The organism is Pseudomonas lini, from assembly GCF_001042905.1.
Taxonomy (GTDB): domain Bacteria; phylum Pseudomonadota; class Gammaproteobacteria; order Pseudomonadales; family Pseudomonadaceae; genus Aquipseudomonas; species Aquipseudomonas lini.
The window spans coordinates 964,920-984,584 of sequence record NZ_JYLB01000001.1 but is presented as its reverse complement, the minus strand read 5'-3'; the positions used below and the strand labels follow the sequence as shown (position 1 = coordinate 984,584).

Below are 19,665 nucleotides of genomic sequence, written 5' to 3'. Positions count from 1 at the left end.
AACTGCATCATGGCGCGGGTGGGGAGTAAAAGGAAGCAGGCTAACGATCAAAAGATCGCAGCCTTCGGCAGCTCCTACAGCTGATGAGTACGTCGCAATATCGCGAGTGTACCCGGTCGGTGTAGGAGCTGCCGAAGGCTGCGATCTTTTGATCTTTTTGTTCGAAACAAAAAGCCCCGTCACCAGGACAGGGCTTTTCACTTGAAGCTTGCAGCCGTCTTACATCAAAACACCCTGACTACGCAGGTAGTCGTCATAGGTGCCGCTGAAGTCGATCACGCCGTCGGCGCTCAACTCGATGATGCGGGTGGCCAGGGACGATACGAACTCACGGTCGTGGCTGACGAAGATCAGCGTGCCCGGGTAGTTCTCCAGCGCCAGGTTCAGCGCCTCGATGGATTCCATGTCCAAGTGGTTGGTCGGTTCGTCCATGATCAGCACGTTCGGCTTTTGCAGGATCAGCTTGCCGAATAGCATGCGACCTTGCTCACCACCGGAGATGACCTTGACCGACTTGAGGATCTCGTCGTTGGAGAACAGCATGCGACCGAGGGTGCCGCGAACGATTTGCTCGCCGCCCTGGGTCCACTGGCCCATCCAGTCGAACAGGTTGCAGTCGTCTTCGAAGTCGTGAGCGTGGTCCTGGGCGTAGTAGCCCAATTCCGCGGCATCGGTCCACTTCACGGTACCGGCATCCGGGGTCAGTTCGTTGACCAGGGTGCGCAGCAGGGTGGTTTTACCGATACCGTTCGGGCCGATGATCGCCACGCGCTCGCCGGCTTCAACCTGGAAGCTGAAGTCCTTGAACAGGGTCTTGCCGTCGAAACCTTTGGCCATGCGCTCGACGATGACCGCCTGACGGTGCAGCTTCTTGGTTTGTTCGAAACGGATGAACGGGCTGACACGGCTCGAAGGCTTGACTTCGGCCAGCTGGATCTTGTCGATCGCCTTGGCTCGGGAGGTCGCTTGCTTGGCTTTCGAGGCGTTGGCCGAGAAGCGGCTGACGAACGATTGCAGCTCGGAAATCTGCGCTTTCTTCTTGGCGTTGTCCGACAGCAGTTGCTCGCGGGACTGGGTCGCCACGGTCATGTACTCGTCGTAGTTGCCCGGGAACAGGCGCAGCTCGCCGTAGTCCAGGTCAGCCATGTGGGTGCACACGCTGTTCAGGAAGTGACGGTCGTGGGAGATGATGATCATCAAGCTGGAGCGCTGGGTCAGAATGTTTTCCAGCCAGCGGATAGTGTTGATGTCCAAGTGGTTGGTCGGTTCGTCGAGCAACAGCACTTCAGGATCGGAGAACAGTGCCTGCGCCAGCAATACGCGCAGTTTCCAGCCCGGGGACACTTCGCTCATCGGGCCGAAGTGCTGCTCGATGCCAATACCCAGGCCCAGCAACAACTCGCCGGCACGGGATTCGGCGGTGTAGCCGTCCATTTCGGCGAATTCGGTTTCCAGCTCGGCCACGGCCATGCCGTCTTCTTCGGTCATTTCCGGCAGCGAGTAGATGCGGTCGCGCTCGGCCTTGACCTTCCACAGTTCTTCGTGACCCATGATCACGGTGTCGATCACGGTGAATTCTTCGTAGGCGAACTGGTCCTGGCGCAATTTACCCAGACGCACGTTCGGCTCGAGCATGACCTGGCCGCCGGACGGCTCGAGGTCGTTACCGAGGATTTTCATGAAGGTCGACTTGCCGCAACCGTTGGCACCGATCAGGCCGTAGCGGTTACCGGCGCCGAATTTGACCGAAACGTTTTCGAATAGCGGCTTGGCGCCGAACTGCATCGTGATGTTAGCTGTGGAGATCAATTACTTTACCTATCAATGGGTTGCGAGCTGCGCATTTGGCGCTTGGGCCATTCCTGGGACATTCTGGAGATTCACTCCATCTCTCCCCAGTCACCGCTAGAGTTCAACCAGCGCGCATAAGTCGAGAGCAGCATCTGGACGCTGTGTCCAAGCTGTTGGGCAAAAAGGCGGGATTCATGCCAGACATTGCGCATATTGTCGCATAAGTGTGACGGCAGTTGTACGGTGGGCGATAACGTGTCGCACGCTTCTTTGAGGTTCGGCCACGGTTTGTGCAGAACCGGGGTCTGTCTGAGGAGGGCTCATCCTGGATAGGCCGGGAAACTCAGAGGCCACCTCAATGTTATTTTTGTTCAGCGTTGTGTTCGGGACACTTGGCGTGGCTCTGGGTAAAGTCAGCACCGCTTGCCCGGCCTCGTGTGTTTCAGATGGATTGCTGAATGGCCAGCACTTGGTCAGGGTGGGCACCCATTCAGACTCATCTCTCCATGCCATGCGTGACAGCAGAAGGTGGGAAGGGGTCTATTCTTCTTCGTCAGGGGCCGGGTTTCCGGGCGCGCTGGCGTTTCGTTGTCATCACCGCTGACCATCACCTGATAGCGGCTCGCAGATACTCCCCTGACCCAAGGCGCGCTTCTTACCCGCCATCCCCCGCTGTGAGTGGATAAATGGGTTACGCTGGAAAGCAGGCAACGTGAGAACGCAAACAGTCTCTCATCATGGATGGGATCAAAATGAAACTGATTTTGGTGATGCTCGTTGTTGGTCTGTTGGCTTGGAAGCTTTCCCCTGAACTACAGTCCTGGGCTGCAGTTCAACTATCGAATCCCAAAGAAGTCTCTAAAGAAGTCTCTATCGTCGTGACTGCGCCGAAGCCTGTTTCAGCGCCATTCAAATGTGATGGGCGAAAATATTGTTCGCAGATGACCTCGTGCGCAGAGGCCAAAAACTTTCTGAAAAATTGCCCAGGAATGAAAATGGACGGCGACAACGACGCAATCCCCTGTGAGTCGCAGTGGTGCCAATGACTATTTGTCGCTCAGCGGGAAAGTCTGGCTTTGCCGCACGTTGAACGGCGTGCGACAAGCCGGCGACTGACCAGGTCGAGACTCAGAGCAAGTAGCCAGCGGCTTGTCCGAGATGGTTGTCCTGCCCTCCAGTAATGAGGTGCAGTGGAATGTGTTGTTGTTCATCGATAGATGGGATTTCGAAACTTCCCACTATTTGAAGGTGCCGCTCATTCAGTCCGGTCGACTCTTCTTCTTTTGCCTTAGCCATTCTCGCGTGGTTCGCTGCGATTTCATTGAGAGTTGACACGTTACATCTCCGGTGACTGACCAAGCGTATCGCTGGAGTCCTTAAGTGTTAATTTAATTGCCGCCGCGTCAGAATTACGTCGTTCCGGGGCTGCTACGTCCGACCGGTGCAAAGCCTACGCCAGACATGTTGCGTATTCCGCACCAGATTTTCATATGCGACGAATGGTGGCGTGGCAGGTGGCTACTATCGGGTGGGCGGTTCGCGTTACTGTGCATTCCTATGTTGGGTCGTCGGCGCTTTGGCGGTATCCGTGGACACATTTTCACAGTTGAAGGTTAACTATTAGTTACAAAGTGTGGCTAAAATGCCATCTTTCGACCCCATGCCGACCGACGGCATGGCTCAAGAACGCGCCATCGGGACGCAGTTTGTTCATTTCTGACGTGTGACGATTTTCGTGAAACTTATCATTGCCGCTATTTATGTCATCTCCATTGCGTATGTTCACTTACGCGGTAAGGTGCGCCACAAATTTGGCCGTCAACTGAGCGACCACTCGACGTTTCTGGCACCGATCAATTGCTTCCTTTATCTGTTTTCGAAAACACCCAATAAGCCTTATCTCAATCCGGCAGACTTTCCCGACTTGAGCCCTTTGCAGGCTCATTGGGAAGAGATTCGCGCCGAAGGCCTGAATCTGCTCAAGGCTGGGGAGATCAAGCGTTCGAATCAGTACGACGACGTTGGTTTCAATTCGTTTTTCAAAAGTGGCTGGAAACGTTTCTATCTCAAATGGTACGGCGACAGTCACCCGTCGGCCGCAAAGCTCTGCCCGCGTACCACTGAACTGGTGCAAAGCATCGCCTCGATCAAGGCCGCGATGTTCGCCGAACTGCCGCCGGGTTCGAAGCTGGTCCGTCACCGCGATCCGTATGCTGGTTCGTACCGTTATCACTTGGGGTTGGAAACGCCGAACGATGCCGGTTGCTACATCAATGTCGACGGTGAGAACTACCATTGGCGCGACGGCGAAGCGGTGATGTTCGATGAGACCTTCATTCATTACGCCGAAAACACCACTGCGCAAAACCGCATCATCCTGTTCTGTGACATTGAGCGGCCGATGAAGTATCGCTGGGCGACGGCGTTCAACCGCTGGTTCAGCCGCACGGTGATGGCGGCGGCGGGTGCGCCGAACGATGCCGGCGACAAGGTCGGTGGTATCAACCGCTTGTTCGCCAAAATCTACAAGATTCGCCTGCGCGGCAAAGCGCTCAAGAAGCGTAACCGCACTCGCTACTACCTGGAGAAATGGGCGGTTTTTGCTGGGTTGCTGGCGATTTTTGTTTTGATCTGAGTTAGGTGTTGAGGCGTATGACGCCTTCGCGAGCAAGCCCGCTCCCACATTGGTCCTGTGAACGACCCAGATCCAATGTGGGAGCGGGCTTGCTCGCGAAGAGGCCGGTATTTCCACCGCAAAACTTATGGATGTCCCAGGAGTCGCTCAGCCGCTGGACCGTTTCGTGTTTTTTTTCTCCGCAGTAGATTTGGCTTTGGTGGCCGGTTTGCTGGCCGTTTTACCGCCCCCCTTGCCACCAAGACTACGCTTGAGCAGTTCGGTCAGATCGATGACATCGGCCGTCTTGCGCTCCTCTTCACCGGTAACGGTTTCCACGGTTTCGATCTTGCCTTCATGAGCCTTCGTATCGACCAGCGCCATGATTTTGTCTTCGAAGCTGTCGCGGTACTCCTCGGGCGTCCAGTCGGCACTCATGTCCTCCACCAGCCGTTTGGCCATGTCGAGCTCACCTTTGGCCAGATCCGGCTTGGTCACTTCACTGCCCAGTTCCAGTTGAGCAAGGCTGCGCACTTCGGCGGGCCAGCGCAGTTTCACCAGCACCATGGCTGACTCCAACGGCATGAGGGCGGCCAAGTACTGGCGGGTATGCAACACAACGCGGGCCAAGGCGACCTTGTTGGTTTTGCTGAGGGTTTCGCGCAACAGCGCATAGACCTTGCCGCCGCGTTTATCCGGGGCCAGGTAGTAAGGCGTATCGATGTTTTGCAGGGGGATTTGCTCGCTGTCGACAAAGGCAAAGATGTCGATGGTTTGGGTCGACACCGGATGGGCCGAACGAATCTCCTCTTCGCTAAGCACCACGTAACGCCCCCTTTCGTACTGGACCCCTTTGACGATGTGCTCCTTGCTGATTTCCTTGCCAGTGACTTTGTTGACGCGCTTATAGCCCACCGGCTCCATGCTGCGGCTGTCGAGCCAATCGAAATCCACCCCGTGGGAAGATGTTGCCGAGACCAGCGCCACGGGGATGTGCACCAGACCGAAACTGATTGCGCCTTTCCAGATTGCCCGTGCCATCGTCGTGCTCTCGTCAGTCGATTGATGTTCAGGTGACCTATGGGCCCGAGCAAAAGTTTCAGTCGTCGGCGGCCCGGTCCTGCGGGCGGATCGGCGGTGCGGTTAACTCGTGTTACATCTTGTGGAGCAGGTTTTGGTTAACAAATCCGGACCCTGGGCGTAGCGTGGCTCTATTCATCCATGAAGCATGGCACGCTCATTTAGAGAGGTCCCCATGAACCAATGTGTGCTCGGCGTCCTCGCACTGGCATTGAGTGGCGTGCTAAGTCCTTTGGCTTTGGCAGACGCCGCATCGCCGTCCTCGCCCTTGCTGCTGGCGCAGAACCTGCCGGGCAGCACCAACAACAATCCCTACAACAGCCCGATTCGCCGGGCCAATCCCAACAGCATGCAAGGCACCCAACCCGGCATCCCGGTGATTCGCGGGCCGAACACGGTGCCTGTGCCACGACCGCCAACGCTCGATAACGGCGGTATCGGCAACCGCTATCCGCAAGATCGACAGGCACCCACCAGCCAACCGAAATTCATTCCCAATCCACCGCCCCGGGACTCGGATCGCAACTACCGTTGAACGGCAGGACAGAGATCTTGCCAGCCATTTTTGACGACAAAAGGAATCGTGCATGTTGCGTAAAACCCTCTTGGCCACTTTCTGTGCCAGCGCATTATTTACAGTCACGGCGCCCGTTTTCGCGGCGCCGACACAGGATATAAAAAGCGAGCAGGGCACCCTTGAGCTCACGCCGATCGTTAAAGGCCTGGAACATCCCTGGGCGCTGGCGTTTCTGCCCGACCGCCAAGGGATGCTGGTGACCGAACGGCCCGGCAACCTGCGGCTGGTCAGCGCCGACGGCAAACTCTCGGGTCCGCTTAATGGCGTGCCTCAGGTCTGGGCCAAGGGGCAGGGCGGATTGCTCGATGTGGCGTTGTCGCCCGATTTCAAGCAAGACCGCATGGTCTATCTGTCTTACGCCGAAGGGGGCGGTGAAGGCGGCAAGGCCGGCACGGCGGTCGGTCGTGGACGACTGTCCGAGGACCTGACGGCGATCAAGGATTTCAACGTGATCTTCCGTCAGGAGCCCAAGCTATCGGTTGGCAATCACTTCGGCTCGCGACTGGTGTTCGACCGCGACGGTTATCTGTTCATCACCTTGGGCGAGAATAACGACCGGCCCACGGCACAGGACCTCGACAAACTGCAAGGCAAGATCGTGCGGCTCTATCCGGACGGCAAGGTGCCGAAGGACAATCCCTTTGTCGGGCAAAAAGGCGTTCGCCCGGAAATCTGGTCCTACGGCCAACGCAACCCGCAAGGCGCGGCACTCAATCCCTGGAGTGGCACGCTCTGGGAAAACGAGCACGGCCCCCGAGGCGGCGATGAGATCAACATCATCGAACGCGGCAAAAATTACGGCTGGCCGATGGCAACCCACGGCATCAACTATTCCGGCCTGCCGGTCCCGGAAGCCAAGGGCGAAACCGCCGAAGGCACCGTGGGCCCGCACCATGTCTGGGAAAATTCCCCCGGCCTGAGCGGCATGGCCTTCTATGACGGTGATCGCTTCAAGGCCTGGCAACATAGCGTGTTTATCGGCGCGCTGGTGAGTCAGGAGTTGATCCGCCTGCAATTCGATGGCGACAAAATTGTTCACGAAGAGCGGTTGCTCGGTGAACTCAACAAACGGATTCGCGATGTACGGCAGGGGCCGGATGGGTATCTGTATGTACTGACTGATGAAGAGGACGGTGTGCTGTACAAGGTTGGGTTGAAGTAAGTTAAGAAATTTGAGCGACGAGAATCCTGTGGGAGCGTGGCTTGACTTACTGGCATTGAGGCATGCTGCCTTGCCGTAATGATGCATTCCTACCAAACCTGGATCAGACTTCTTGAGCCGCGCTGACGGATGTTTTCCACTCCTGAAGCCCCCGCACCACCAGATACAACAACGGCCCCACCGACACAAAAATCGCCGTCACCAACAGATAGGGAACCACCGACAACCCCGACTGCCCGCGCTTGCGCGCATCCTGGTACATCCAGATACCGGCAAGCGTCGCCAGCAAGTACAAATCGATCACCACTTGTGCGGTATCGGGCCGCGACATCAGGCTGATGCCGAAGTCGAGCAACGACTGCTCGGCCTGCAGCATCACCGAAACGGTGTAGCCGGCGAAGGCGAGCAGAGCAATGAGGGGCAGGGCGACAGACTTCATGGTTTCCTTCCTTGGGACAATGAGCAGAATCGCCAGCTTACAGCGGCCCTTGAAAATTGGCCATTGACTTGCCATCAGCGTCCGGCTAATTTCCAGCCATGACTTCCACCGTATTGCGCTGCCAGCCAAGCATTATTACCGCCATTCCTTATTTGGCGGGCTAGCTCACGACTGCAGCACCCAACCCGCCCTAGAGGCGGGTTTTTACTTTCTGTCTCCTGGGTTTTGAGCTTACCGGGCGCCCGCAGCTCCTACGCCGACCGCGTAAACCCGGATACCAAGGAGACGACCATGAACAGCACCCCCGCCCAGCAGAGCTTGCTTGGGCACTACGTGAAAAAGATCCTTGCCGCGCCGGTTTACGAACTCGCTGTGCGCACGCCGTTGCAAGCGGCACCGGCCTTGTCCGAGGCGTTGGGCAATCAGGTCCTGCTCAAGCGCGAAGACTTGCAACCGACGTTTTCCTTCAAGATCCGCGGCGCCTACAACAAACTGGTGCACCTGAGCGATGAACAGAAGGCTCTTGGCGTGATCACGGCTTCGGCGGGCAATCATGCCCAAGGCGTAGCGTTGGCGGCGCGCGAACTGGGGATTGCCGCAACCATCGTCATGCCCTGCACGACACCGGAACTGAAGGTGCTGGGTGTCCGCAGTCGGGGAGCCGATGCGGTGTTGCACGGCGAGAGTTTTCCGTTTGCCCTGGACTATGCGCTGGATCTGGCGCGGCAAACCGGTCGCACCTTTATCTCGCCTTTCGACGACCCGGACGTAATCGCGGGGCAGGGCACCGTCGCCATGGAAATCCTTCGCCAGCACCAAGGGCCGCTGGACGGGATCTTCATTCCGGTGGGCGGTGGTGGCTTGATCGCCGGCATTGCCGCGTACGTCAAATACCTGCGCCCTGAAATCCGCATCATCGGCGTCGAGTCGGAGCATTCCGCCTGCTTGCAGGCTGCATTGCAGGCCGGCGAACGGGTGGTGCTGCCAACTGTCGGCACCTTCGCCGATGGCGTGGCCGTCGCAGAGATCGGCGCCCATGGTTTCGAGGTCTGCCGGTTTTGCGTCGATGAGGTAATGACCGTCAGCAACGACGAACTCTGCGCCGCCATCAAGAATATCTACGACGATACCCGCTCGATCACCGAACCTTCCGGCGCCTTGGCTGTAGCGGGGATCAAGCAGTACGTGGCACGCACCGGCGCACGGGGGCAGACCTTGGTGGCTATCGATTCCGGAGCGAACATTAATTTCGACAGTTTGCGGCATGTGGCCGAGCGCGCCGCGTTGAGCGGCGTGTCGGCGTGAGGGCTGGTGCGGTTATTCCTGAACGGCTTTCTCGATGCGGCTCGACGCCGACCAAATCCGGTAGCGCACTTCGACGTCCTTGGGCACGTAAAGCACGATCGGCAGCTTGCTGTTGTAGCGCAGCTTGAAACCGTCACCGACCACCGGCACGAAGTCCTTTTTGCTCTTGCCATCCGGGCAGGCCATCCGCGTACTCATCGGGCCGATGACGTTTTCCAGCCGGTAATACGGGTAACCCCACCCTTCAAGGTTCTTTTCCTCAAGCATGCCGCCCAGGCGCTGACGGTTGCAGTCGACGGTCAGGGTCTTGCCGGCCAGAATCTCGATTTCATAACCCTCTTCCTGTTGTTGCGGGGCGAGGTGAATGACCTGGCGGGTAAAACCGCTCTCGGGCTTGGGATACGGCGCGACGTCTTCGAGGGTTGCGGCGTGGGCGACGGACGAAAAAACGGCAATTATCAGCCCGACGGTCCTGTTAAGCGGCAAAGCACCCATGATGCCTCCTTGCGTGTGTGTGGGGTCAGCGGATACTGAATGGATGGGCCGTATTCTCACTGCCGTCCTCACCCAATGCAAACCCGCCATCGGGGTGTTTGCAAAATGCAGGCCTTGAAACAGACCTTTCTTGCATTTTGCACGAGTCACTTTATTGCACCCGCATCAAACCCTTGATTTGCCGACGAGGCGCAGAGCGAAATCCTGGGCATGTTTTATGCTGTAGCTGTCTTGAGCTGACCGCGATCCCTGTTGAGTCAGCGCTGAAACAAGAAAACGGTCGGACGTTGGAACGATGAAACCCGCACTGACGAAAAGAACGGGCGATCTGAGCTCCGACCGACATTGATTTTTGATTGGCAATCTCACAAAGCGAGAGGGTGGCCATGTTTCTTTCTGCCTTGGAACTACGCAATATCGTTGAAAGCAGTTTTCTCCCGAAACGCTGTCAATGCACGCTGTCGCCGGACCTGTCGATGACCGTCAAGGTGTATTCGGACGTCGAGACTGACCATCTCGACCTGTGCGTCACCGGCATAGACGCCCAGCGCCTGAACGGGTGTCGGGAGATCAATAACCTGATCGCCGAGTTACGCACCGACCTTGAGCACAACAGGCATAGCCAACTGTTGCACCCGACGTCAAAAGCCCATTAACCGGCCGTTTCACCCAGTTCGACCGATACGCGCCGGGTCTGGATAAACCCCAGCCCCAGCGCCAATTCCACCAGGATCGCCAGCAAAATACCCGGCCCGGCATGACCATTGAGCCATTCGCCGAGACCCAGCGCCGCCAAACCGAAACACCCCACCATAAAGCCGCTGCACATCGCGCTTCGCGCCGCCGAGGGCGGTGCCTGCCGTACGAGATAAAACATCACTCCCAACGCGCCGAACAGCACCGCACTGCGCCTGGCGATAAAACCCGCCCCGGACGAATACTCGATACCCCAGATCGCCAGCAACCATTGCGGCATCAAACCCCAGACCAGCGCCAGCAGAAAGCAAAGCGCGGCAGTGAACGTCGACAGCGTGCGAAACGAGATCTGCATGGCGAATCCTTTCGGCAGTGAGGGAGACGCCAAAGCATAGCGTCTGAACCCTCACAGGCCTACCGCCAAGTGCCGAATCAGAATCTTCTGTCAGTTCTGATAACTGCACGCGTCAGAAAATTTTAGGTAGGTGATTTCCGCAGGCTTGCCCGAGACGCTATCGACGTATTTCATGTTGGCCGTGACCACTTTGCAGTCCAGCGTCGACGGCTCGGTCATGGAAATGACCTTGCCCACATGCAGCGGCATGCCGTAGTGATAAGGCACGGCCTGGGAGGACGTCTCGTTGGCCTGAGCGAAACCTGCGAACGCGGTGCAGGCGAGGGTGGTGGTTATCAGTAGTGTTCGCATGTTCATGATGGGGCTCCAGTGCAGGGGGAAATCCAGTTCGACTGAAGAACGTCGAACCTGCCGCACTGGGCGTCAGACGGGGCTGAGGGCGTGCGGTCCAGTAAAGCTTTGGACCGTGGGGTTAAGCGATGGTTAACCGGGTTGCATGCCGCCTGTCGTGAGGAGGTTTCTGACAGAGGTTTCATGTAGGTAAAAAAACTGAGGGAGCTTCGGCTCGATCCTACAAGCTTGGGCGCCTTGTCGTCTTTCGGCGCTTGGCTTGTAGCGATTACTGTTTGGCATCGCTGCAAAATCAGCGAACAGGTTTGGTCACCTGATAACGTCGCACATATTTGTGCCCTCATTCGCACTGCGGACTTCTACGTCTCGTCTTGCGTTGTAATGGCGGCTGTGTGCGGGACGCCTTCGGGCGAGCCGATTTGGCGTTATCGGTTGACCAAGCCTGTGCACAGCCGCCACCCATCGTTTGGTCACGGTGCTGGCGATTACTAATTATGCCGAGTAATTACTATGCCAACGATAAATCCACTCCCCGAACGCTACCGTTCAATCAAAAGCAGCATTACCGACTCAACCCCCTTGGTGATCGACACAGAAGCCAATCCCCAAGACATTCTCGAAGCCGCATTACAGCGCATCCGCGCTTCCAGCCAGTTGCTTGAAACGCTCCACTGTCAATGCTTCAAGCATGGCGATGTTCAGGACATTCCGCACATTACCCATGCACTTTATCTGCTGACTCAGGATGGTTGCGATCTGTTGACGGTTGCTCAGCAGCGGATGATGGGGTGGAAGGCGCCGGTCTGAGGTCGAGCTGTAAGGAAGGGAAGTAGCGTTACGGTTTTGAATTGACTGAAATGATCAACTCGTCCTGTTCTACTACTTTGCTGTCACCTGGTTGATGCAGGCTCAATCAGGTGACCTTTCAATAGGCTTTCCTCGCTTCATAGTTTATCTGGGAAATATGAGAGCGGCGGGTGTGTTGCTTTCCATTCTTTCGACATTTGCTTTGCTTGTTCGATTTGTTCAGGAGTTAGTTTTGCTGCAATTTCAGGCAATAATTCTTTGGCATATTTTAACAAGCCGCCACCACCATCAAGTTCAAGCAGGGTGGAAATCAAGGCGTATGATTTTACAGGCTCATAAGAAAATCCGAGTTCTGAAGGGTTCTTAGATAGATACGAACCATATCCGAAAACAGCACTTGCGTATCCAGATTTGGCAGCCTTTTCGTACCAGAATCTGAGTGTTTCAAGATCGTTTTTTTTCGCAAGTGTCTCTACATACGCCATCATACCTGGAGGGTAGCCACCTTCAGCAGATGCTTTCATTAGGCGCTGAACTACATCTGCTCTGCTTGATGGAAGCAGGAAAAATCCCTTTCCATCACGGTACCCAGTTGCCAGGTAATACTGGGCGAAGGCGTACCCCTTCTCGGCCGATTGCTCAAGCCATTTGTCGTCACCAGTTAGGCGAAACATCAGGTACATGGCCTCGGCGTTTCCTTTGGTCGCTTCTTTTCCAGCGGCATCTAAGGCCATTTTCCTCCATTCAGTTGGTTCTTTTCGACCTTCGGGACAGTTTTTCATAACAACGCAAAGATCGTTGTTATTTTCGGAAAGCCGGATCATTGAATATATATCGCCTTGAAGTGCAGAAGCTTCATAAGCGCTCTGTGCCTCAGGTGTAATATACCTTTTCTTTTTTCGCAGCGCTTCGCCCAGATAATACTGGGCTTCATGATCCCCTGCTTGGGCTGCTAATTCCAGGAATGGCACTGCCGAGGCAGCTTTGAATTGATTATAAAGTGTGATGCCTTGCGCTTTGGCTGAATTCAAGTCCGAAGTAAACTGAGCGTAAACCTCGGAAGATATTCCGATCGCAAAAAGGGCTACGAAAAAATACACTCTCATTTGTTAACTCATAGCTTGTCGGGGAAGAAGGATAGTGGTGGGTGAGATTCTTTCCACTCCTTAGAGAGTATTTTTGCTTTCTCTATTTGAGCGGGAGTCATCTTGGCGGAAATATCAGGAAGTACATAGTTCACATAGTCGGGCATTCCGCCGCCACCATCTAACTCAAGCAGAAGGTGAAGTAATGCATAGGACTTGATCGGGTCGTAGGTGTATCCAAACTCAGATGATTCTTTTCCTAAGTTTGATGCATATCCAAAAATTGCAGTCGCGTATCCAGTTTCTGCCGCTTTTTTGTTCCAGAGTCTAAACCCTTGCATGTCTTTCTTTTCCGCTAGGATTGCTCCGTATTCCAACATGCCTTGAGGGTAACCTCCTTCTGCGGAAGATTTCATTAAGCGTTCAACAACCTCTTCCCGATTCGATGGTAGTAGAAAAAAGCCCCGCCCTTCACGATAGCTTACCCCTAAAAAGTATTGCGCAAATGCGTACCCGTTTTCGGCGGATTTTTCCAGCCATTTATCATCGCCGGTAACTATAAACATTAGGTACATGGCTTCTGCGTTTCCTTTCGCAGCTTCTACGCTAGCAGCATCTAAAGCCATTTTTCCCCAATCGCCTGGCTCCTTTCGACCTTTTGGACAGTTGGTCATCTCTACGCAGAGATCATTCTTCTCTCCTGCAAGCCTTATCATCGAGTATATGTCGCCTTGGAGGGCCGATGCTTCATAAGCGCTCTGCGCTTCAGAGGTCATATATTTTTTGTTTTTTCGAATGGCTTCGCCTAGATAATATTGTGCTTCGTGATCATCTACCTGGGCTGCTAACTCAAGGAATGGCACTGCCGAAATCGTTTTGAATTGATTGTAAAGCGTAATGCCCTGTATTTTGGCAGATTGCGGGTTGAAAGAAACCATCGCTTCTACTGATTTGGGTTTTTCCGTCAGTAGCGGCTTTTGTGGTTTGATCGTCTGTTGCTGAATAGTAAGTTGCCCAGCGCCGACTTGTGAGAAAGTACCGATTGCAAGGCAAGCGACAAATAGAGAGATTTTCATGACATTATTTTTATAGTTTGTCAGGGAAGAACGACAGCGGAGGGCGGGTTGCTTTCCATTCGGTCAGAGTTTTTTTCGATTTCTCGATCTGCTCATCTGTCATTTTAGCAGCGATTTCAGGAAGTTCGTCTTTTGCAAACTCTTGCATGCCGCCTCCACAAAGTGTAATGCCTTGCCTTTTAGCTTGCTGCAGATCTGTGAAAGTCTGTGCATGTGCTCCCACTGAAATTATCAAAATAATAGCAATGGCTAATGTTCGTTTCATGGATTAGCGGCTTAGTTTGAAAGGGAAAAATGAAAGAGCGGGGTGAGTTTTTTTCCAGTTGGCCGCAAAAGTATCTGCCTCGTCTAATTGAGCTTTATTTATTTTTTCTCTGATTTTCGATATGACATATTCTGCATCTTCTTTAGCGCCGCCGCCGCCATCAAGTTCCAGAAAAAGCGAAAGCAAGGCATACGACTTCACAAAATCTACCGGGAATCCGAAATCGGAGTTTTTTCCTGATAAATAGTAGCCGTAGTTAAAAATGGCCTCCACATATCCTGTGGCAGCAGCCCGTTCGGTCCAGTTTCTGGCGCCTTCAAGGTCTTTTTTTTCGAATAGGGCTGTTGCCAGTCCAGTCATTCCCCTAGGGTAACCACCTTCCGCAGATGCTTTCATCCAGCGTTCAACTGCATCTGCCCGACTTGAAGGCAATAGAAAAAATCCTCCTCCTTCACGATAATCGGTTGCCAATAAATATTGCGATAGTGCGAAACCATTTTCCGCTGATTGTTCAAGCCACTTTTTATCACCGGTAATCTCGTACATCAAATACATCGACTCTGCGTTGCCCTGTGCAGCTTCTTCAGTTGCCAATGATTTTGCGCTTGTCAGCCATTCCACAGGGGTTTTTTGGCTTTTTGGGCAGTTATTCATAGTTGCACAAAGATCACCTCCCATTTGGCCAAGTCTAATCATTGAGTAAATATTACCTTGCTCAGCAGAAGCCTCGTAGGCTTCTTTGGCTGCTGCATCGATATATCGTTTGTTTTTTCGTATTGCTTCGCCTAGATAGTATTGAGCTTCGCTGTCGCCGGCTGTGGCGGCGATTTGTAGGTAGGGAAGTGCGGAAGCCCCCTTGAGCTGATTGTAAAGCTCAGTGCCTTGACTCTTAGCAGACTGCTGCTCGCTCGTAAGCTGCGCGCAAACTGGTAAGGATATTCCTGCTAAGAGAAAGGCTATAAAGCAAAATGTTCTTGCTGATCGCTGCTTCATAGTTTATCTGGGAAATATGAGAGCGGCGGGTGTGTTGCTTTCCATTCTTTCGACATTTGCTTTGCTTGTTCGATTTGTTCAGGAGTTAGTTTTGCTGCAATTTCAGGGAGTATGTCGTTTGCGTAATCTTGCATGCCGCCACCACCGTCAAGTTCAAGCAGCATAAAAATCAACGCATATGACTTTACCGGATCATAAGGGAATCCGAACTCTGATGGGTTTTTAGATAAATATGAACCATATCCGAATACAGCACTTGCGTATCCAGCTTTGGCTGCCTTTTCGTTCCAGAACCTGAGTTCTTCAAAATCTTTTTTGTGCGCAAGAGCCTCTACATATCCCATCATGCCTAAGGGGTAGCCGCCTTCAGCAGATGATTTCATTAAGCGCTCAACGACTTCTGCTCTGCTTGATGGAAGCAGGAAAAATCCCTTTCCATCACGGTACCCAGTTGCAAGGTAATATTGTGCGAAGGCGTACCCTTTCTCGGCCGATTGCTCTAGCCATTTGTCGTCACCAGTTAGGCGAAACATCAGGTACATGGCCTCGGCGTTTCCTTTGGCTGCTTCTTTTTCAGCAGCATCTAAGGCCATTTTTCTCCATTCAGTTGGTTCTTTTCGACCTTCGGGACAGTTCTTCATAACAACGCAAAGATCGTTCTTGTTTCCAGAAAGTCTGATCATTGAATATATATCGCCTTGAAGTGCAGATGCTTCATAAGCGCTCTGTGCCTCAGGCGTGATGTATCTTTTGACTTTTCGCAACGCTTCGCCAAGATAATATTGTGCCTCATGATCTCCCGCTTCTGCGGCGACTTTTAGATGAGGGATCGCAGACATGGTCTTGAACTGGTTGTAAAGAATAATTCCTTTTTCTTTTTCTTCGAGTTGCTGCTGTGAAGGTGCGGCTAGCGCATTAGAACTAATGAAGAATGAGAATAATATTGTGTATAAAAATGACTTTAAATAAATCATGCTTGGTTTCTCGAGATTTATGAGCCGATGTATTTTATGGTGCTAATGGGGGTGTAGCTATTTTCATGAAGGTCGAGTTTACATAGGTCATCTAGGCGTTGACCCAGTTTTTTGCTCTCTCTCATATAAATCGCTCGAATCTGGTCGCTATCTTGTCTAGAGTATTTCAATACGGGGTCTTGCATAAAGTTGTCTAGTTTATGTTTGTTTTCGCAGTACGCTTGCCCTGGGCTTTCTGAGAGCTCGCCAAATTTATTCATGCTTTTGCATGCATCTTCAAACTGTTGCTGGGCCTCGATTAATGTGCCAGAAGCATTAGAGTTTTTTCCTATCCAGTTCACTATCTTGCTTATTGCTTATTGCTTGTTGTTGTAGTAGATATGCCTCGTCTCTTTTGTATTCGTGCTTCTCATCACTTGGATCGCCTTCCCCCGCCTTGATCGAAGTTACGGCAAATGCTTTCGGCTCAGATGTCAACGTCATGAATATAGGACCTAAAGCTGCGGGCGTCGCTTGAACGAACCATTTTTCCAATTCCTCTGGGTTGTGATATTCAATAATTGTATGAGCAATAGGTCCTCCCTTTCCGCTACTGGTCATTGCTTCATAGAGGTTCATGATGACGTTAATCCCCATCATATAAACCATTGCAACATCCAACCCAACTGCGCCGAGTACGTTCAGCGCAGAAGCTTGCTCTGCGGCCTCCGGAGTAATCCAACTAATAGAAGCCCCCTTGGCCTTATACAACTCACGCCGATAAATATTGATGAGTTCTACAACCGCCTCGTAACCCACCTCAAACTTGAAACTACCATTCACACCCGGCCCAAGGACAACAGCTGCTTTAAGATTGAGGATGAATTTGCCTTTATCTACTGATATTTGAGCGTTGCCTTGCAATCCCGCGCCGTAGGCGGCACCTAACGACCCACTAAGGTTGGCAAGCGTTAGCCATTGGCTAGCGCTTGTAGCCTCCTTGCTGTTGTTGATTCCTGTTGCGGGTCCTGCACGCAACGCAGCCAATGCTTTAGGCGGAGCCCAATTCAAAGCCCCTGTCAGTTCGATTCCTGCTTGAACGCCGGCGAACAGATTGAAGTTGGCCATGCCATTTTCAATTTGTACGTTGGCGGCCTTGCCGGACATGACTTGGCCAGTTGATTTGGTGTCAACAGCCGTCAGAGCCTTGGATTTGTGTTCAAGGTCTGGGGTAGGGCTGGTATCACCATTGTCGGCTTTGGTTTTGATCGTTTCTTCGTGGGTCTTCCGCTCAGCCTTTGCTTCGGCATCTTCGCGCTGTGCCGGTTTGACAGGGCTGAGTGTCGCGCCATATTTGGCGTTGCCGTTTATAGGTGACAGCTCAATACTGCCGGCGAGCATGAGCGACGCACCGGCGTATCCCCACGCACGGGCACCGAAATGGAAGGACATACGGCCGAGGTTCAAGGTCTGAAGTTGAGGATTACCTTCGAGATAGTAATCGACCGTCACATCCTTGGCTTTTTCGCGAGTCGGCATGTCGATTTTAAGCAGTTCCACTTCACCTCGAGCCAAGTCAAAGCTCAGTGACGCACTGGCCGACGTCTTGAAGCCTTCAGCGGCAGAGAAGGAGGGACCTTCCAGCTTCACTTCGCCATGCAGTTTTTTCTGCGGCGGCGCAAGGCAGCGGACAAATTGCGCCTGCTGGCTCTTGTCGAAAAGCCTCACTTCACCACGAACACTCTTTTTGAATACGACCTGTTTAAGGTGCTCGCCCCATTCTTTTCGCGCACCGGCATCCTCAAGCTGAGTCACTTTATAGCCGTTGGTTTGCAAGAAGCTGTAAAACTTGTCGATATTGAACCAACCATTGGTATCAAACCAGTCACCGGCTTGATCTCCAATTTTTAGTGCGCCCTGGCTTGCCAGCCACTGGCCAAATACCTTCTGCGCGCTGTTTTTACTTGCACCACCGTTACCGTTCTTTGGGATGCCTTCAAGAATTTTTTTCGCGCTCTTGCCGACCTTTTTCAGGTCTTCCTCAAGAAGCTTTGGCGCACCCTTGAGGTTGAGCAAACTGAACCACTTCAACGGCGTGCCGCTAGCTGCCAGTGTGCTGACTTCCCTTAGCGGAAAGCCATCCTTGACAAGCCGATCAACCGGCTGAGGCTCAAACTGTTCAGGCTCCCATAACAAGTGACGTCGAATAGGGTCAGCGGCGACTTTTTGTTGAGCCTTTTCGTGTAAGCCCTGTTTTACAACTTGCAAACGGTCCCATTCGGCACGTTCGGCTTCGACCAGTCCGGCAGGGGCCTGGGCATTTTGACCCGTCGCTTCGATCCAGTTTTTGTACTTTTCGCGCAAGCGGTTATTGATTTCCGATTGCTGTTTTTCCGTATCGAGATATAACTTGAACTGCTCGATACCTGTAGTGATGTCATCGCCACTGATCAGTGCGTACTCAGGTAAGGCGATCCCGTATTCCGCTACTTTGATAATCGCGTCGGTGTATTCGTGATAGGCAAACGACTTGGCTTCGCCATGCTTCCACGCCAGGTAGGCGTATGTATCACCTTCGCAGGTGTATAAACACTTCTGCAGTTCATCACGCTTTTTCTTGTCTGTTTCAAGGAGCTTGGCGACATCTTCCTGAGCCTGTGGCTTGATGCCACCCTCACTGATCAGCGCCTTGCGTTTCTCCAGGTAATTTTGGACGCGAGCGCGAGCCTCGATTGCCCCGGCAGCGAACAACGTACCGTTCTCGTACGTATGACCCTTCTTTTCGGCGGCGGCAATAGCTATTTTTTTTAGCGCCAACCACTCGCTGCGTAACTTACGTAGCTCGCTGTAATCATCCTGGATACGGTTCTGAGTATCGATATCCGACTGAAGCTGATCTATACGTGAGCGCTGAGGATCGGTTTTCGGCGTTTCGGCCTTTGGTGCGTCCTTTTCTTTTGCGCGTTTTACTTCTTGTCGGCTGCGAAGGACCATTCCTGGGTCCATTTCGATATTCGGTTCCTGAGCTTCAATTTCCTCCATTCTCTGGCGCTGTTCGCCTTCGAGAAAATTACTCAGTTTTGGCTCAAGGAAGTAATTCAGTAATCCGCTGTCATCTAATCCCTTGAGGCGCTCATCACGGGATTTACTCGGGGCAATTTGATTCTCCAGAGCGTGCATCGCCTCCTTCATCGAGGAGGCGGCGCGCTCGGGCAGTAACCAAAACTCTTCTTCATCGGTTGCATAGATTGCGGTGCCGTACGTGTTCGAACAAGGCTTGGGCTGATCCTTGAAGCTGGGGGCGCACGTTTCTGTAAAGTCTTTTTTCGGCCCCAAGTCAATGGGCTTAGGGCCAGGCGCACTTGCACTTTCGGCCGCTGGAGCAGGTTGGGAAGCTGCCGTTGAAGGGGCAGCTGGTTTTGCAACCGCTTCAGCCTGAGCACTCTTGGGAACACTAAGATTCCAACCCGGCTTGATGGCATTCGGGTCAGTAATAAAGGGATTCATCTGGCGCAGTTGCGCAACATCGGTATTGTAGCGAGTGGCAATCTGGCCGAGCGTTTCACCAGGATTGACTGAATGATTGGTAATTTCCATGGTGCTTCCGTTCTGTTGTTGCGT

Annotated in this window: 19 protein-coding genes and 2 pseudogenes; 7 read left to right on the top strand and 14 right to left on the bottom strand. The window is 53.3% G+C overall.

The features are described 5' to 3' along the window. Nucleotides 1–219: 219 nt before the first annotated feature. Nucleotides 220–1,809, bottom strand: coding sequence for an ABC-F family ATPase (locus TU81_RS04275; protein WP_080772150.1), 1,590 nt, complete (start codon nt 1,807–1,809; stop codon nt 220–222). Nucleotides 1,810–1,821: 12 nt separating this feature from the next. Further along, nucleotides 1,822–2,105: pseudogene (locus TU81_RS30655) on the bottom strand (site-specific integrase); the annotation flags it as partial. 438 nt (nt 2,106–2,543) lie between these two features. Here TU81_RS30655 and TU81_RS04270 point away from each other — a divergent pair. Further along, nucleotides 2,544–2,837, top strand: coding sequence for an excalibur calcium-binding domain-containing protein (locus tag TU81_RS04270; protein ID WP_038983425.1), 294 nt, complete (start codon nt 2,544–2,546; stop codon nt 2,835–2,837). A gap of 82 nt (nt 2,838–2,919) precedes the next feature. On the opposite strand, the gene TU81_RS04265 is transcribed toward TU81_RS04270, so the two are convergent. Beyond that, nucleotides 2,920–3,126 (bottom strand): hypothetical protein, encoded by a 207-nt coding sequence (locus TU81_RS04265; protein WP_032836318.1) that lies wholly within the window; start codon nt 3,124–3,126, stop codon nt 2,920–2,922. 400 nt (nt 3,127–3,526) lie between these two features. On the opposite strand from TU81_RS04265, the gene lpxO reads away from it, so the two are divergent. Continuing rightward, nucleotides 3,527–4,426, top strand: a complete 900-nt coding sequence (gene lpxO, locus TU81_RS04260) for a lipid A hydroxylase LpxO (protein ID WP_048393679.1) — start codon at nt 3,527–3,529, stop codon at nt 4,424–4,426. Nucleotides 4,427–4,573: 147 nt separating this feature from the next. On the opposite strand, the gene ku is transcribed toward lpxO, so the two are convergent. After that, entirely contained in the window at nt 4,574–5,446 is an 873-nt protein-coding gene (gene ku / locus TU81_RS04255) for a non-homologous end joining protein Ku (RefSeq protein ID WP_048393543.1), read from the bottom strand. Between the two features lie 214 nt (nt 5,447–5,660). Here ku and TU81_RS04250 point away from each other — a divergent pair, with 214 nt between their 5' ends. Then, nucleotides 5,661–6,020: a hypothetical protein gene (locus TU81_RS04250; RefSeq protein WP_038983423.1), complete on the top strand. Its 360-nt coding sequence runs from the start codon at nt 5,661–5,663 to the stop codon at nt 6,018–6,020. A 52-nt stretch (nt 6,021–6,072) separates the two neighbouring features. Continuing rightward, nucleotides 6,073–7,224 carry a PQQ-dependent sugar dehydrogenase gene (locus TU81_RS04245; protein WP_038983421.1) on the top strand — a complete coding sequence of 384 codons (1,152 nt, stop codon included), beginning with the start codon at nt 6,073–6,075 and terminating at the stop codon, nt 7,222–7,224. Between the two features lie 103 nt (nt 7,225–7,327). Here the strand turns inward: TU81_RS04245 and TU81_RS04240 are convergent, their stop codons facing one another. Continuing rightward, complete coding sequence (locus tag TU81_RS04240) at nt 7,328–7,663, bottom strand: DUF2834 domain-containing protein (protein ID WP_038983420.1); 336 nt, start codon at nt 7,661–7,663, stop codon at nt 7,328–7,330. Between the two features lie 291 nt (nt 7,664–7,954). Between TU81_RS04240 and ilvA the strand changes: the two are divergent. Beyond that, nucleotides 7,955–8,950, top strand: a pseudogene (ilvA, locus tag TU81_RS04235) (threonine ammonia-lyase, biosynthetic); the annotation flags it as partial. 30 nt (nt 8,951–8,980) lie between these two features. Here ilvA and eco read toward each other — a convergent pair. Then, entirely contained in the window at nt 8,981–9,463 is a 483-nt protein-coding gene (eco, locus tag TU81_RS04230) for a serine protease inhibitor ecotin (RefSeq protein ID WP_048393541.1), read from the bottom strand. Between the two features lie 386 nt (nt 9,464–9,849). Between eco and TU81_RS04225 the strand changes: the two genes are divergently transcribed. Continuing rightward, nucleotides 9,850–10,119, top strand: a complete 270-nt coding sequence (locus tag TU81_RS04225; protein ID WP_048393539.1) for a DUF1652 domain-containing protein — start codon at nt 9,850–9,852, stop codon at nt 10,117–10,119. Here the strand turns inward: TU81_RS04225 and TU81_RS04220 are convergent. After that, nucleotides 10,116–10,514: a hypothetical protein gene (locus TU81_RS04220; RefSeq protein ID WP_048393537.1), complete on the bottom strand. Its 399-nt coding sequence runs from the start codon at nt 10,512–10,514 to the stop codon at nt 10,116–10,118. The genes TU81_RS04225 and TU81_RS04220 overlap by 4 nt on opposite strands. Nucleotides 10,515–10,604: 90 nt before the next feature. Next, nucleotides 10,605–10,871 (bottom strand): DUF2790 domain-containing protein, encoded by a 267-nt coding sequence (locus TU81_RS04215; protein ID WP_048393535.1) that lies wholly within the window; start codon nt 10,869–10,871, stop codon nt 10,605–10,607. 504 nt (nt 10,872–11,375) lie between these two features. On the opposite strand from TU81_RS04215, the gene TU81_RS04210 reads away from it, so the two are divergent. Continuing rightward, nucleotides 11,376–11,672, top strand: a complete 297-nt coding sequence (locus TU81_RS04210) for a hypothetical protein (RefSeq protein ID WP_038983411.1) — start codon at nt 11,376–11,378, stop codon at nt 11,670–11,672. A gap of 137 nt (nt 11,673–11,809) precedes the next feature. On the opposite strand, the gene TU81_RS04205 is transcribed toward TU81_RS04210, so the two are convergent. The 6 genes from TU81_RS04205 to TU81_RS04185 form a co-directional block, all read right to left on the bottom strand. Then, nucleotides 11,810–12,778 carry a tetratricopeptide repeat protein gene (locus TU81_RS04205; RefSeq protein WP_038983410.1) on the bottom strand — a complete coding sequence of 323 codons (969 nt, stop codon included), beginning with the start codon at nt 12,776–12,778 and terminating at the stop codon, nt 11,810–11,812. Between the two features lie 8 nt (nt 12,779–12,786). Beyond that, on the bottom strand, nt 12,787–13,833 hold the full coding sequence (locus TU81_RS04200) for a tetratricopeptide repeat protein (protein WP_088500319.1): 1,047 nt from the start codon (nt 13,831–13,833) through the stop codon (nt 12,787–12,789). A gap of 10 nt (nt 13,834–13,843) precedes the next feature. Then, nucleotides 13,844–14,098 carry a hypothetical protein gene (locus tag TU81_RS30650; protein ID WP_231669778.1) on the bottom strand — a complete coding sequence of 85 codons (255 nt, stop codon included), beginning with the start codon at nt 14,096–14,098 and terminating at the stop codon, nt 13,844–13,846. A gap of 3 nt (nt 14,099–14,101) precedes the next feature. Next, entirely contained in the window at nt 14,102–15,091 is a 990-nt protein-coding gene (locus TU81_RS04195; protein ID WP_053078274.1) for a tetratricopeptide repeat protein, read from the bottom strand. Then, nucleotides 15,088–16,065 (bottom strand): tetratricopeptide repeat protein, encoded by a 978-nt coding sequence (locus TU81_RS04190; protein WP_038983409.1) that lies wholly within the window; start codon nt 16,063–16,065, stop codon nt 15,088–15,090. The genes TU81_RS04195 and TU81_RS04190 overlap by 4 nt, the downstream gene beginning before the upstream one ends. Before the next feature lie 315 nt (nt 16,066–16,380). After that, nucleotides 16,381–19,641 carry a LysM peptidoglycan-binding domain-containing protein gene (locus TU81_RS04185; protein WP_231983793.1) on the bottom strand — a complete coding sequence of 1,087 codons (3,261 nt, stop codon included), beginning with the start codon at nt 19,639–19,641 and terminating at the stop codon, nt 16,381–16,383. Nucleotides 19,642–19,665: the final 24 nt, after the last annotated feature.

Coding starts and splice junctions, on each gene's coding strand:
- eco (WP_048393541.1), bottom strand. CDS start 9,463: ATGGGTGCTTTGCCGCTTAACAGGACCGTCGGGCTGATAATTGCCGTT.
- TU81_RS04190 (WP_038983409.1), bottom strand. CDS start 16,065: ATGATTTATTTAAAGTCATTTTTATACACAATATTATTCTCATTCTTC.
- TU81_RS04215 (WP_048393535.1), bottom strand. CDS start 10,871: ATGAACATGCGAACACTACTGATAACCACCACCCTCGCCTGCACCGCG.
- TU81_RS04220 (WP_048393537.1), bottom strand. CDS start 10,514: ATGCAGATCTCGTTTCGCACGCTGTCGACGTTCACTGCCGCGCTTTGC.
- TU81_RS04205 (WP_038983410.1), bottom strand. CDS start 12,778: ATGAGAGTGTATTTTTTCGTAGCCCTTTTTGCGATCGGAATATCTTCC.
- TU81_RS30650 (WP_231669778.1), bottom strand. CDS start 14,098: ATGAAACGAACATTAGCCATTGCTATTATTTTGATAATTTCAGTGGGA.
- TU81_RS04250 (WP_038983423.1), top strand. CDS start 5,661: ATGAACCAATGTGTGCTCGGCGTCCTCGCACTGGCATTGAGTGGCGTG.
- TU81_RS04270 (WP_038983425.1), top strand. CDS start 2,544: ATGAAACTGATTTTGGTGATGCTCGTTGTTGGTCTGTTGGCTTGGAAG.
- TU81_RS04185 (WP_231983793.1), bottom strand. CDS start 19,641: ATGGAAATTACCAATCATTCAGTCAATCCTGGTGAAACGCTCGGCCAG.
- TU81_RS04200 (WP_088500319.1), bottom strand. CDS start 13,833: ATGAAAATCTCTCTATTTGTCGCTTGCCTTGCAATCGGTACTTTCTCA.
- TU81_RS04210 (WP_038983411.1), top strand. CDS start 11,376: ATGCCAACGATAAATCCACTCCCCGAACGCTACCGTTCAATCAAAAGC.
- TU81_RS04195 (WP_053078274.1), bottom strand. CDS start 15,091: ATGAAGCAGCGATCAGCAAGAACATTTTGCTTTATAGCCTTTCTCTTA.
- ku (WP_048393543.1), bottom strand. CDS start 5,446: ATGGCACGGGCAATCTGGAAAGGCGCAATCAGTTTCGGTCTGGTGCAC.
- TU81_RS04225 (WP_048393539.1), top strand. CDS start 9,850: ATGTTTCTTTCTGCCTTGGAACTACGCAATATCGTTGAAAGCAGTTTT.
- TU81_RS04245 (WP_038983421.1), top strand. CDS start 6,073: ATGTTGCGTAAAACCCTCTTGGCCACTTTCTGTGCCAGCGCATTATTT.
- TU81_RS04240 (WP_038983420.1), bottom strand. CDS start 7,663: ATGAAGTCTGTCGCCCTGCCCCTCATTGCTCTGCTCGCCTTCGCCGGC.